The organism is Ancylomarina salipaludis, from assembly GCF_004122035.1.
In the GTDB taxonomy this organism is placed as follows: domain Bacteria; phylum Bacteroidota; class Bacteroidia; order Bacteroidales; family Marinifilaceae; genus Ancylomarina; species Ancylomarina salipaludis.
Genome location: NZ_SAXA01000002.1, coordinates 331391 through 345963 on the forward strand (window position 1 = coordinate 331391; position 14573 = coordinate 345963).

8 protein-coding genes are annotated in these 14573 nt (G+C 33.5%); 7 read left to right on the plus strand and 1 reads right to left on the minus strand.

Translation table 11 applies throughout. From position 1 onward, the window contains the following. Positions 1-655: 655 nt before the first annotated feature. The 7 genes from EO244_RS03715 (at position 656) to EO244_RS03745 (ending at position 13135) form a co-directional block, all read left to right on the plus strand. Positions 656-3829 (plus strand): SusC/RagA family TonB-linked outer membrane protein, encoded by a 3174-nt coding sequence (locus EO244_RS03715; protein ID WP_129253051.1) that lies wholly within the window; start codon positions 656-658, stop codon positions 3827-3829. A gap of 13 nt (positions 3830-3842) precedes the next feature. After that, entirely contained in the window at positions 3843-5408 is a 1566-nt protein-coding gene (locus EO244_RS03720; protein ID WP_129253053.1) for a SusD/RagB family nutrient-binding outer membrane lipoprotein, read from the plus strand. 91 nt (positions 5409-5499) lie between these two features. Further along, entirely contained in the window at positions 5500-6147 is a 648-nt protein-coding gene (locus tag EO244_RS03725) for an immunoglobulin-like domain-containing protein (protein WP_164977397.1), read from the plus strand. 23 nt (positions 6148-6170) lie between these two features. Beyond that, on the plus strand, positions 6171-6854 hold the full coding sequence (locus EO244_RS03730) for a lipid-binding protein (protein WP_129253057.1): 684 nt from the start codon (positions 6171-6173) through the stop codon (positions 6852-6854). A 592-nt stretch (positions 6855-7446) separates the two neighbouring features. After that, positions 7447-10608: a SusC/RagA family TonB-linked outer membrane protein gene (locus EO244_RS03735; protein WP_129253059.1), complete on the plus strand. Its 3162-nt coding sequence runs from the start codon at positions 7447-7449 to the stop codon at positions 10606-10608. A gap of 9 nt (positions 10609-10617) precedes the next feature. Then, positions 10618-12222, plus strand: coding sequence for a SusD/RagB family nutrient-binding outer membrane lipoprotein (locus tag EO244_RS03740; protein ID WP_129253061.1), 1605 nt, complete (start codon positions 10618-10620; stop codon positions 12220-12222). A gap of 13 nt (positions 12223-12235) precedes the next feature. Continuing rightward, positions 12236-13135, plus strand: coding sequence for a hypothetical protein (locus EO244_RS03745; protein WP_129253063.1), 900 nt, complete (start codon positions 12236-12238; stop codon positions 13133-13135). A 200-nt stretch (positions 13136-13335) separates the two neighbouring features. Here EO244_RS03745 and EO244_RS03750 read toward each other — a convergent pair whose 3' ends face one another. Then, on the minus strand, positions 13336-14571 hold the full coding sequence (locus EO244_RS03750) for a porin family protein (protein WP_129253065.1): 1236 nt from the start codon (positions 14569-14571) through the stop codon (positions 13336-13338). Positions 14572-14573 lie beyond the last annotated feature (2 nt).

The window sequence follows — 14573 nt, forward strand, 5'->3', positions numbered from 1 at the left end:
TTTGATGGGAGTAGAGTGCTGTTGAAACTATCGTCAGATACCTGTATGGAGTGTGTTTGTAGAAATATGTCTCTTTGTTGAGTTAGATTGAATTAAAGTTTTTTAACTAATTTGTCCTTTAAAAATGGTTACTTTCATGTTAAGTGTTAAAAATTCCGAATTTATTCTAAAAATATAAGCCTATTTAGATTGGCTAAATATTTGGCTTATCATCTTAACACTTGCTGTTGAATTTTGTTATCAGCTCTTATTTACTAACTCCTTTTTTTTATACTTAATATAGATTGTTTAAAATTTTATTTTATAGTCGAATAGTGTTTTTTGTTTGTTTCCTTATTAGTGTGGAAGGTTGTATCTTATATTATTCTATAATCTTTTTGTTTTGTTTATAGGTTATTATTTTTTTAAGTAAAGTTTATTCCGTTTTTATGTTAGTGGTGTTTTTGAAATTGCAAATCTGACTTGCTGTTTTAAGTTTTTTTCACACTTTTGGTTCCTCGTAATTTGATGAGAGAATAGCTCTGTTGCTCGTATTTGTTGATAGTATAGGGCATTGGGGTTTTGCTTGTCATTTATGAATAAAAACTTGAAGGATTTATTTTAACATTTGTTAGGTAAGTCTTAAGGCAATTAATTAACCACTAACTAAAAATTTATGAAGAAAAATTTATTTTCGATGCTAATCCTATGCCTAATAGGATTGCAGGGCGTGTTCGCTCAAAATCGAGAAGTTTCAGGGGTAGTGACATCAGCGGATGATGGGCTATCAATTCCTGGAGTTTCAGTTGTAATTAAGGGAACCACAATCGGGACAACGACCGATTTTGATGGTAACTACGCTATTAGCGTTCCAGAAGAAGGGGAAATTCTGGTTTTTTCTTTCGTTGGTATGAAAACTGTAGAATTACCTATTAATTCTAATAAGATTGATTTAGTAATGGAGTCCGAATCAATCGGTATGGATGAGGTAGTTGTAACAGCTATGGGTGTTACTCGTGAGAAAAAAGCACTTGGATACGCTGCTACTTCTCTAGGGGGAGAGGAAATTGGGAAATCTCAAGCTGTAAACCCTATGAGTGCACTTCAAGGTAAGGTTGCAGGTGTTGACATTTCAACAGCTCCTGGACCAGGGGCAACACAGAATGTAATGATTCGTGGAGCGTCCTCTTTCGGTAATAACCAGCCTCTTTATATTGTTGATGGTGTACCTATCACGAATGAGCAGAATAGCTCAGGAAGTGCATTGAATTCACAAGTTGACTTTGGATCAGGTATCAATGCAATTAACCCCGATGATATTGAAGATATGACCGTTTTGAAGGGTGCTGCTGCAACTGCACTTTACGGTTCACGAGCTGCCAATGGTGTGATCATGATTACTACTAAATCAGGAAAAAATACTGAAGGTAAGATGAGAGTATCTTATAGTGGTTCTGTTACGCTTTCTAAAGTAGGTCGTCTTCCTGATGTTCAAAAACAATTTGGTCAGGGATGGTCTGGTGATAGAGCTCTCGATGAGAATGGTAACTGGGGGCCAGAATATGATGGAAAAGATCGTGTTTGGGGTAATGTTGTTGACAATAGTCAACAAATTAAGCCTTATGTATTTTTGGAAGATAGAGTACGTGATTTTTATGAGACAGGTAAGAATATTAAGAATTCCGTTTCATTGAGTGGGGGTAATGCTAATACTAATTACTTTATGTCATTGTCGCAGAATTCTGTTGATGGTGTTATTCCAACGGATAATGATTCATACAAGCGATATACAATTTCAACTAAGGGGTCACATAAAGCTGGTAAAGTAACAATTAGTTCATCAGTAAATTTCAGTACAGAGAAAACTAAAGCGGTTGCTTCAGGTCAGGGAACATCTGTATTTAGATCTTTATACGAATCAGCAAATGATATTTCAATTGTAGACCTGAAAGATTATAACAACAAATTCAATAATTTGGATAACTATTTTACTCCTTATGGTGTAAATCCTTACTATGTATTGAATGAAAATGGTGCTGAGCAGGATAAGAAAAAGATCTTTGGTAAATTCCAGTTTGATTACGATTTTACTGATGATATTAAGTTGAGCTACCGTTTTGGTGGTGACTATGAAACAACTAGATCTGAAACGCATACTGCTATTATTGCATTTGCTCCAGGTTCACCAAATGATGGATCTAGTTCTGCAAACCCTGGTAACTACTCTGAAGTTAGAAGATCAAGAACTCAGGTGAATCATGATTTAATGGCAAGTATTAAGCAAAATCTGAATGAAGATTTTACTTTAAATGCTATTGTGGGTTTAAATGTAAATGAAAGACAGTATAATTGGTTATCAGGAAGTATTAATTCTATTGATATTCCTAATTTTTATAACCTAAGTAATAGTTTAGCACCATCTGTATCAAATCAGTATAATGAGAAACGTAGATTAATTGGACTTTATGCCAATGTAGATTTCAGTTTCAGAAATTACGCTTACTTAACTCTTACAGCTCGTAATGACTGGTCGTCGACTTTACCTACAGGGGCAAACGATTATTTCTACCCAGGTGTAACAGGGAGTTTCCTAATTACCGATTTCTTAAAGTATAACGATATTGATACTGGAATCTTAAGTTTTGCAAAAGTTAGAGCTGCTTATGGTATGACTGGTAATGATGCTGATCCTTACTCAGTTTATGATCGCTATGTATCTGCTTTCTCTGGTAATCCCGGTTATCCAAAAATTGATGATCTTCAGTTTCCTTTAGGTGGGGTGAATTCATATATGGCTTCTAACCGTTTAGGTAACCCAGATTTAACTAATGAGTTAACTAAAGAATTTGAATTGGGTATTGAAGCTCAGTTTTTTAATAATCGTTTAGGAATCGATTTCTCATATTATAATCGTTTAACTGAAGGTTTGATTTCTAGTTTACCAAAAGATCCATCATCAGGTTATACAACTCAGATGGCTAACTTAGGCGATGTACGTAATCAGGGTATTGAATTTGTATTAAATTTCACACCTGTTAAGACTGAAAACTTTACTTGGGATGTTTCTTACAATGTTGCTTTGAACAGAAATAAGATGGAAAATCTTGATGTTGATGAAGTATACTTAGGTGGTTTCGGTGGTGCTGGAATCTATGCTGTAGAAGGTAAAGCTATGGGACAATTTAAGATTGCTGCCGTTAAGAAAGTTGAAATTGATGGTGTAATGAAAACAGTTGTTGATGGTAGTGGTAATCCTCAACCAACAACAGAGACTGAATTTATTGGTAAAGATATTAACGAAAAATACAGAATGGGTTTAACCAATACCTTTTCATATAAAGGATTTACATTGGGTGCAACTTTAGATTTCCGTTACGGCGGTTATATGTATTCTTATACTAAGGATTATTTACACTGGACAGGTGCTTCTACTGAATCTGTATTGAATGATAGAAAAACCTTCTTGGTTCCAAATTCTGTAGTATCAGATGGTAGAGGTGGTTATGTTGAAAATACAACACCAGTTGATCCTACTGCTTTACATAAATTCTATGGTGATGGTGGTGGATTCGATGGTGATGCTGATAACATTATCGATCGTTCATACTTGAAACTAAGAAATGTAAACCTTTCTTATTCATTATCGAAAAACTTTTGCGAAAGATTACACGTTAGTGCTGTTAGCTTATCATTAAGTGCTAGTAATATTTTATTGTGGACGCCAGCTGAAAATGTTTACATCGATCCGGAAACTACAACTTTTGGTAATGATGTTAGAGCAAAATTCGGTGAGTACGGTGCCGGACCTAGCAATGAGTTTTACACTTTTGGATTAACTTTTACTTTGTAAATTAAAAAGAACTATGAAACATAAATTAATAACAGTATCACTTGCTTGCCTAACTCTTTTCGGTTGGGGCTGTGATAACTATCTAGATATTAATGAGGATCCTAACATGTTACGTGAGATTCCTGACGCTAAAGTTGTATTACCAGCTGCTGAAATTGGATTAGCCAATCAGCTTATGGGTTGGGATTTTGGATTTGGTGGTGGATTTTGGGGACAATATTGGACTCAGGCTTATTCAGCTTCTCAATTCAAATTCTTATGTGAGTATCAGGAAACTAGTTTTTCAAATGCTTATACTGAATTAACAGCTGGTGTTTTGAATGATTTAGAAAGAATGAAAACTGTTTCTGCAGAGTCTACAAATAAGGGAAATTATTTTGTAGCTGAAGCTCTTTCAATTTTCACTTGGCAAATTATGACTGATGTTTGGGGTGATATCCCATATTTTGAAGCTTTAAAAGGAAACGAGGGAATTGTATCTCCAAAGTTTGATAAGGGAAGTGAAATATATGCTGATCTATTGACTAGAGTTGATGCATTGATCGCCACGGATCTATCTGAGTCAACTCTTGACGCGAATTATGATTTTGTGTATGGTGGTTATCTATCAGATTGGAAAGCTTTTGCAAATTCACTTAAGTTGAAATTGATGATGCGTCTTTCTGAAACATCTTCATATGATAACGCAGCTGTTGTAAGTTTTATCGAAGCTTCAAACTTCATTACTTCAAGTGCAAAAATTAGTGGTGCTGTATGGGCTGACAAAGAAGAAGGAAAACGTCATCCAATGAGAGAATTCCAACAAGGTGGCGCAAATAACCTGTCTACTAACGTTATTGCAACTAAGAACTTCCTTGATTATATAAACAATGATCCTCGTCTTGAAACGCTATTTGAAAAAACAGGTAGTGCTCATAAAGGTGCTTTTGTAGGGGATTTTGATTCAAATGAAGATTCGGATGGTGATGGTGTTAAGGATGATTCTGAAAAATACAGTCAGCCTGTTTTTTCAAAAACAACGTCTCTTATAATCATGTCAACTTGGGAAATCAATTTCTTCATTGCCGAAGCTTATGTTCGCGCTGGCGATAATGCTAAAGCGAAGCAGTATTATGATCAGGGGGTTAAGGATTCCAAACTTCAGCATGCTTCTGATGTAGACCCAGATATGAAAGCTGAAGATAGATCTGCCCTAATTGCTACTTTATACAATGATGATATTATTACAACAGGTTATGCAACTTGGGTTAATGGTTCTGTTGAAGAAGGCATTAAGCAAATCGCGATGCAGAAATGGGTGGCAAATGCCAACTACCAACATATTGAATCATTCTTGGAGCATAACAGAACAAAATATCCAGCTACAAACCTTGTAGATATTCGTAAGGATCGTGCTGAAGCTTTTACGAATTTCCCTGTTGGGTCTTTAACAATTTCTGTTGCAGGTAGAGCAAAAACAAACGCTAAATTACCATCTGCACCAATTTATCCTGCAAGTGTTTTGACTCGTAATGTCAATGCACCAGCACAGAGAGCAGACCTTTTATCAAAGGTTTGGTGGAATCTTAAGGCAGAATAATAATTGTAATAAATTGAGATAGGGCATTATAGTTTTAGTGTTCTTCTCTTACAATAAAATTTGAAAAATGAAAAAAATATTATATTTATCAATGTTGTGTATCATCGCTTTGTTTTCTTCTTGTGATGATAAAGGAACAGAAGATATTTCGCGAATAACTTATTATCCATTATTGGAAATGGCTGGTGAGGAAATTGTAGTCTTAAATGTAGGAGATACATTTACAGATGCTGGTGTTACTGCTTTAGTTGGCGGTGAATCTGCTGAAGTAACTATTGATGGATCTGTTGATGCTTCCGTAGCTGGGATTTATGCTCTTGTATACACTGCTTACAATGAAGATGGATTTAGCGCAAGTGTTTTAAGACAAGTTATTGTACAAGATCTTGCTTCAATAGCAGGAACAGATCTTACTGGTTCTTACAAAAGAACTATGTATGGTCCTAATGCAGGTGGTGGTTATTCTGAGTGGGTTGCAACTGGAGCTGCTGGTGTATATAAAGTAAATGACGTTGGTGGTGTGGATTCGGGTTCTTACGAATACGATCTAGTTGTTTATCAGGTCGCAAATGACAAAATTGTAATGCCAGTGCAAGTTAATAAACGAGGAGGAACTATTTTTGCAAGTTCTACCAAGTCAGGTTCAGCACCTGATGTAATTGCGTATAACGCAGGTTATATCTGGAGTGTTAAAGGTTCAGGATACGGAACAAATCTGCGTACTTTTGAGAAACAATAATTTTAACTATTAAAGTAAAAGAAATGAAAAATATAATTAATAAATTATTTCTTGTTGCAAGTGTGATAATAGTAGGATTATCGTTCACTTCTTGCGATGAAAAAATTGAAATATGGGATAGTGCAACTTTAGAATATTCAGGTACTTATGTGTATGAGTTGAAAAATGAGGATGCAACAGCTACTTATGTTGGTTATTCAGATCAAAATAAGATCGAGATCTTTAATACTTCAGCTAATGTTGAAAATGAAGTTATAATATATGATCATGGTAAAATGTTTCCTTTAAAATCTAAATTCATTTTTAGTGGAAATGCAACTAGTTTCGCTTCTAAATCATTACTATTTGATGATTTAACTAATAATGAAGAAGCTGTTGTTTTACCAGAGGATGCACCTACTGCTATTACTGATACTTTATCAGAAGATAGAGATTATCTTAGAGCTGCTGTTGTAGAGGGTAGCATTATCAAAGATGGCATGACTACTATTGGAGGGAATGTTGCTGATAGTTTATATTTCAAAATTGTTTTGTATAGCGGTACTGCTAATTTCAAGAGTGTGGCTGTACCTGTTGAATATAGAGCAAATCCTGATAAGGAAGAATTTGAATGGGAATTAGTTTCTGTTGTTCGTGATGCAGCGAAGGACAAAACTTATGTAATCTCAGGTCACCGTTATACTGGATTTTCAGAAGATTCACACTAGAATATTAAAAATCTTTTATTATTAAGGCTGCCCACTGGGCAGCCTTTTTTGTTTTTAGTATTAAGTGTAACTATTGTAGTGAATTCAATCAAGATATTTTTCGGGTCGATTTTATTTGAGTATTCTCATTTAGATGAAAAAAAACATTTTTTGTTATTTAATGACATGTCATAAAACACTTGATCAATATTTTATAGGAATTTTAGCTTTTGTCATATTACATAATACATTTAGGTGTTGTGTGATGAGTTTATTGTTAATAAATGTGAAAATGGTTATTTACTCTAGTTTAGTTTAACTAGATAGGTTTTTATTATGTTTAGTATTGTTTGATCTATTGAGTTTCATAATTCAGAATTATAAGAGACTTGTTTATTTTTCTATTAAGTAATGGATTCCTTTTGAGAAATATATTACTGTTTTTAATAGAGTGATTTTAGTTTGTTAGGTTAAGTTTTTTTCACACTTTTGGGGCCGCTAAAAATAAAAACTTTCGTTAAAGAAGTTATGAATTGACCAAAATTAGGGGTTTTGGGAAGTTTAGATTTTTATTTTAAGCGAATTGAATAAATTAACCACTAACTAAAAATTCATGAAAAAAAAATTATTTTCGATGTTAGTCCTATGCCTAATAGGATTGCAGAGCGTTTTGGCTCAAAGTCGAGAAGTTTCAGGGATCGTTACATCAGCTGATGATGGACTATCAATTCCTGGAGTTTCTGTAATTATTAAAGGTACAACTATCGGAACGACTACCGATTTTGATGGGAAGTACACCATTTCTGTTCCTGAAGAGGGACAAACTCTTGTTTTTTCATTTGTAGGAATGAAAAAAGTCGAATTACCGGCTAATTCAGAGGTTATTAATTTAGTAATGGAATCTGAATCAATTGGTATGAACGAAGTTGTAGTTACAGCTATGGGGATTGAAAAGTCTGCTAAAGCTGTTACCTATGCAGTATCAAATGTAGGTGGAGACCAGGCAGCTCAAAAGTCTGAGCCTGATGTGTTAAGAGCTTTGCAAGGGAAGATTCCTGGGGTTTCTATTGATGGTGCCTCATCTGTTGCAGGTAGTCCTACTCGTATTGTTATTAGAGGTGCATCTTCATTTAAAGGAAACAATCAGCCTTTATTTGTTGTTGATGGTATTCCTTATAGTAACGATCAAGTTTCAGGATCTCTACAATCAGGATCTGTATCTCAAAGTCCTTTATCAACTCTAGATCCAAATAATATTGAATCTGTAAATGTCCTTAAGGGAGCCGCAGCATCAGCACTTTATGGTTCTCGTGCAGCAAATGGTGTTGTTATTATTCAAACTAAAACAGGTAACTCTAAAGGCACCAAAAAAGGTTTAAATATTAACATTAATTCTTCTTATAGTATTGAGAAAGTTGCCTCTTTGCCTAATTACCAAAATACATATGGTAGTGGTGGCGAGTTTGAAGCAGCAAACTATTATGGTACTTGGGGGGCTCGTTTTGATTCTGTAGACAAACTTGTTTATACTGATGCTTGGGAAAAGGCATATCCAGGAGAGTATACAGCTGAAATGGATTATAAAGCATACCCTAACAATGTTAAAGATTTGTTTAGAATTGGTTCGGTATTAGATAATTCAATTTCAATTAACGGAGGTGATCAAGATGCTAATATCGCAATATCTCTTTCTGATATGCGTCAAAAATCATACATCCCTCATTCAGATTATAACAGACAAAGTATCAGTTTAGGTGGAAATACGCGTTTGGAGAATGGTTTAAAATTAGGAGGTACATTCTCTTATACAACTTCTGAGAGAAATAGTCCTTTGTTGGGTGATGCAGGTTCGTTCCAACGAATCTTATATTCTGGTCGTGGTTGGAATACATCTCTACCTTTTGAAGGGCCTAATGGAGAAAATTTAGCTTTTAAACCTGAAGATAATCCTGAATGGTCGTGGAAGTACAATACAAACAATGAAGTTCTAGATCGAATGGTTGCTGGTTTCAATGCAGCTTATGATATTAACTCTTGGCTTTCTGTATCCTACAATTTAGGAGTTAACACTTTGTTTAAGTCAACAAAGAATGTAATGGAAATTGGTTCTACTAGAGAACCACAAGGGAGTTTGTATAATAAAAATTACAAGAATCAAGAGATTGAATCATTGTTAATGTTTAGAGTTAAGAAGAAAATTAATAGTGATCTCAATTTTAGAGCAAATATTGGGCATAATGCTAATATTCAAAAGTATACGAGTCTTACGGGGTCTGGAGAACCTATCATTATTAAAGGTATTTATCAATTAGATAATGTAACAGATAAGTCAGCAGATAGCTATGAATCTCACAAAAGAATGTCAGCGCTTTTAGGTGAATTTACCTTTGAGTATAAAAATTATTTATTCTTGACTTTAACAGGTCGAAATGACTGGTCTTCTTCTTTACCTGTTAAAAACAACAGTTTCTTTTACCCTTCAGTATCTTCGTCTTTTGTATTTAGTGATGCTCTGAATCTAGATAGTAATATTCTTACCTCAGGTTTGATAAGAGCGTCTTGGGCAAAAGTTGGTAATGATGTAGATGCTCATGAGTTAGATACACCTTATTTAACAAATTTTGCGAATAATGGTTATGTGGGGTCTGTACGTTATACGGGTTTCCCATTTAATGGACAGAATATGCATACCTTATCTAATACGACAGTAGATCCAAATTTAAGTCCTGAATTTACAGAAGAGTATGAGCTTGGAACAAATCTAGAGTTCTTTGGAGGAAAAGCAATTCTTGATGCAACCGTATATTATCGAAGTACTACTGATCAAATTGCAGAAGTTAATTTACCTGCTGAGGCTGGTTTTACTTCTTATTTAACCAACTTTGGTGAAATGGTTAATAAAGGTGTCGAACTTGGTCTTAATGTGACTCCAATTCAGAATGAGAACTTTTCATGGAATGTGTTTGCGTCTTTTTCTAAAAATATAAGTGAAGTTAAGGAATTGACTGAAGGTCTAACTGAAATGAATATCCGCAACCTTTATTCAGGAGGAATTCACTCATATATGATGGTCGGACAAGCTTATGGTGTCTTTAGAGGTTATGGTCCAGCCAGAGATAATGAAGGTAATATCTTAATTGATCCTAAATCTGGTTTGATGATTAAATCAAATGAACAAACCATCTTAGGAGATCCAAATCCTGATTTTAAGCTAGGTATTACAAATACATTCAAATATAAAGATTTGAGTTTATCATTTGTTATTGATTATAAAAAAGGCGGTGATCTTTATTCTACAACAATTCCTACTTTGTTAGGTCGTGGTGTAACTAAAGATACTGAAGATCGAGAGAGAACTCATGTAATACCAGGAGTATTGGGGAATCCAGACACAGCTACAGCAATTTTAGATGTTGATGGTAATACCGTGCCTAATAACATTCAGATAACAACTAACGAAGCATATTTTGGTACTGGTGGTATTGGCTCTAATGCTTATGATGAGCTAAAAGTGTATGATGCAACAGTATTTCGTTTGAGAGAGGTTGCTTTATCTTATTCAATGCCTGAGAAATATTACTCGAAATTAGGTTTGTCAGGATTAAGATTTGGCTTAACAGCAAGAAACTTATTCTTCTTTGCTCCAGGTGTACCTAAGCATTCTAATTTTGATCCTGAAGTTAACACATTCGGGTCAAGTAATAATCAAGGAATGGAATTTGGTGCAGCACCTTCAGTAAGAAGATTTGGTGTTAATGTTAATTTAACATTCTAAACAAAAATTATGATGAAAAATATATTGAAAATAAATGCATTTTTATTAGTTCTGCTAATATTTAGTGGTTGTGAAAATTGGTTGGATGTAAATGAAGATCTTAATCAGCCAACTGTTGGACGTGTCGATTTGTTATTGCCTTCTGCTCAAATACATATGTTTACTTATTTAAGTGGATACCAAGGAGCTTCGATAGGTGCAACAATTGGAACTGTAATGCATCAAGTTAAAGCATCAGGAGATTCATATGATATTAAACCAACTGATCATAGTATTAATGAGGCTTGGGATGATGTTTATAGTGGTTTACAGGATCTTGAGGAGATTATAAGAATAGGTAAAGCTGATGATCAATTAAAATATGTTGGTGTTGCTAAATTGTTGAAAGCCTATAATTATTCTCTTTTAGTTGATTTATGGGGAGATGTTCCTTTTTCAGAGGCTACGTCAATGCCAGCTATAATGTATCCAAATTTTGACAAAGGGGAAGATATTTATCCTGCACTCTTTGTTTTGATTGAAGATGCTATTCTCGATCTTAAAAATGCAGATTCAAAGAATACTGTTGCAATGGATGCCTGTGATTTAATATATGGTGGTAATGTTGATAGTTGGATCAAACTCGCAAATTCATTGACATTAAAGATGTATAATCAAATTAGATTACATTCTTCCTATGATGCATCAAAAGTTGATGCTTTGATTCTTGAGAATAACTTTATTGATTCAGATTCAGAGTTTGAAATTGCTTATGGATCAAGCAAGCTTCCAGAAAACAGAAACCCTATGTATGCTGCTGAATATAAATCTGCAGAATCTCATTCATATTTATTAAGCCACTGGATGTTTGGAACTATGAATGGTGATGATAATTACATTCCCCTTTTTAAAGATGTTAAGGATCCACGTATTCCTTATTATTATTATAAACAAGAGGATGGTACTTCTTCAGATAAAGCAGATTTTAATAATGGCGGATTTTATACAACACGATTTGGTAGTCATACTACAGAAGTTTCAACAAACTTTAAGAAGTTTACAGCACTAGGTGTATATCCATGTGGAGGAAAATTTGATGATGGTTCTTTAATCCCTGGAGATTTTAATGCTTCAGGAGCACAAGGTTCTGGTTTAGCACCAATGCGTTTACTATCAGCACATGATATACTATTTATTCGTGCTGAGCTAGCTCAGGTTGGAAAGACAACTGAAAATGCTCGTGATTTATTCGAAAAGGGACTTAAAGCTGCATTTGATAAAGTTAATCTTGTGGCTAAAACTGTTGAAAAAACACCAGAAATTGCTATTGCTGATAGAGAAGCCTATATGACTTCTATCTTAAATAAATATGATGCAGGAAATGAGCTAGAACTTATTATGACTGAAAAATGGATTGCATCTTTTGGTAATCCTGTAGATTCATATACAGATTATAGAAGAACTGGTTTTCCTAGGTTATTTGATCCAAATACAGACGACACAGATGACGAAACATACACATCTTATTCGTTTCCCGTATCTATGCCTTATGCCAATAGTAGTATGAATGCGAATATTAATAAGCCTGAAGTACGTAATATTTCTGAAGACAAAGTGTTTTGGGATGTTAACTAAATAAACAATAAAAATGAAAAATATAATATATTTATTCGTAGCTCTTTTCTTGTTTGCATCATGTGAGCATGAGCTAGAGAATACTCCAAATACTAATAAGGGAACTGCAGTTGCAAGTTTTAAATTAGGTGAAAAAGCTATTATTGAGAAAGCTACTTTTAAGGATTCAAGTATTGACTTTAGCTTAGATATTGTCACAAGAGATCATTTTACTTCTGCTCCTGTTTATATTTCTTATAATGATGGTAAAGCAGTTGAATTTGATCAGATAACTTCAACTTCGTCATCAATTTCTTTTGATCAAGGGAGTATTGAGAATGTGTTGGGAAAATTGAATATTGTAGATGGCGATAAATTCACATTTACAGTACCCTATTTTGTGTTAAATACAACAGATACAATTCGATCCACAACAGTATACACCACAATCGAAAAAGATGAAAATGGTGTTGAAAAAGAGGTTGAGATTACTGTTGACAATACCACTTCTAAAGTTGATGGTTTACCAATTTTTGATCAGGACCTAACATACTATGTTGCTTGTCTATCGGAAATTGAAGGAACTTATACATTGAAATTCACTGGTATTGGTGGAGGTGGTCTAGATGCGCCAGAACCTTATACTGCTACTATTGAAGATGTTGTTATTGAGCGTATTTCTCCAATTGAATATAGTGTTAGTAATTGCATGGGTAATTTGATGAAAGAATACTATAGTAAGTATGGTGGAAAGACTCTTACTGGTAACTTTTTTGATATTTGTGGCACTTTTATGCCTGCAACTCCTGTTAACAATGGTTGGCATTCAAATACGTATACAAATGGAGTTATTTCGCCTGATGGTGTTATAACTGTTGATGTTAAAAATAATTGGGGTGATAGTGGAACTTTGGTTTATACTCCAAAAAAATAATAAGTTAATTTTAACTTATTAAAGGCCGCCTTGTGCGGCCTTTTTTTGCTTGACATGCAATCATGTAAATCATAGTTACATTTGCTTGAATATAGTATTTTACTGAATTTAGGGGAGTTGTAGTTTGTTGTGTAGTATATTTTTGTATTTTAATATATAATCTTATTTGTGTATGAAAGCTATATAATTTTTGATTTTACTTATTTATTTTTTTTTCCAAAGAGTCTATATCCAATTTTGAGAGATAAAATGCTGTATTCAGCTTTAATAGCAGGGTAATCGTTTAATAAATCTTTAGGTAAGCCATAAGTCAGTTCTAATCTGTATTTTTCTTTGTAATTATAGCCAATTCCCAATACAAAATTTTCTTTAGTATTAATATCATAGTTTAGTATGTCAGTCCTGTCTGAGTAGATTTTAGATTTTATTTCAAAATTAAACGCAAAGGATGCATCTATAAATAACATTGATTTTTTATTTAAAAGAAAGTAACGGCGTAAACCGAATGGGATAACAATTGAGTTGTAATCGATAGCCAATAAACTTGTAGTTGTTTGGGTTAATGATTCTGCAATTATAACTTCCCCTTTACTTTTATAAGATTGAAAAGAGGGGGTAACAATTATTGCCCAACTATTATTATTATAAGGAAGATAAATTTCAGCTTCGATTTCAGGGCTTAGCCTCTGTTTACTTTCAAAGTTAAATTTATTAAAAGCTAAAGTTGGATGTTGAAATGAAGCCGACATACTATTGTAGTTAGCCTTTATCCAAATATTTATTCCTTTGCGATACTTTTTAACGACTTCTTCTTTATATTCTGGATCTGTACCATTATTAAATTTGTTGAATATTTTGGTAAGATCTTTTTTTAGATATTTGGTTTTTTTAATATCTCCAATTTTGATATTATCACACTTTAAATTATCCCATAATTGTTTTTTATAAGTTTTATTGGTTTTGATGATATTACGATCAACCATATATTTTTTTGAAATTAGTTGTTGTACAGAATCTTCTTTAATATTAAAGAAATAACGTTCAACACTATTTTCGTTATACATGTATAAGTTGGCATCACCTGCAACAATTTGTTTAAGGAATATTGTCTCGGTCTTAAATTTTGGTTCTATATTCTTGCTTATTGGTGATAGGGCAGTGACAGATCTGTCAATATCGACAGTAAACCGTTTATATTTCCAAGAGTTATGAGTTTTAAATTCTTGAATGTCTTTAATGCTCGCTATTTTAATTGTTGATCCTTCGAATATTTGATATTTGAATGTTTTGGGATTATCTCTCCAATCTAAATCTTTAATTAGGCAGTTTATTGTATCCTTATTGTTATTGATGAAATAGCCTTTCACGAATTCTGATTGAGCATAAGAATTCAGAAGTGTACACATAAGGATAAACGAGAGTAAAATTTTTCTCATAA

Bases quoted from the DNA above. Each gene is read 5' to 3' on its own strand.
- EO244_RS03735 (WP_129253059.1), top strand. From the start codon at position 7,447: ATGAAAAAAAAATTATTTTCGATGTTAGTCCTATGCCTAATAGGATTG.
- EO244_RS03720 (WP_129253053.1), top strand. From the start codon at position 3,843: ATGAAACATAAATTAATAACAGTATCACTTGCTTGCCTAACTCTTTTC.
- EO244_RS03715 (WP_129253051.1), top strand. From the start codon at position 656: ATGAAGAAAAATTTATTTTCGATGCTAATCCTATGCCTAATAGGATTG.
- EO244_RS03750 (WP_129253065.1), bottom strand. From the start codon at position 14,571: ATGAGAAAAATTTTACTCTCGTTTATCCTTATGTGTACACTTCTGAAT.
- EO244_RS03725 (WP_164977397.1), top strand. From the start codon at position 5,500: ATGTTGTGTATCATCGCTTTGTTTTCTTCTTGTGATGATAAAGGAACA.
- EO244_RS03740 (WP_129253061.1), top strand. From the start codon at position 10,618: ATGATGAAAAATATATTGAAAATAAATGCATTTTTATTAGTTCTGCTA.
- EO244_RS03730 (WP_129253057.1), top strand. From the start codon at position 6,171: ATGAAAAATATAATTAATAAATTATTTCTTGTTGCAAGTGTGATAATA.
- EO244_RS03745 (WP_129253063.1), top strand. From the start codon at position 12,236: ATGAAAAATATAATATATTTATTCGTAGCTCTTTTCTTGTTTGCATCA.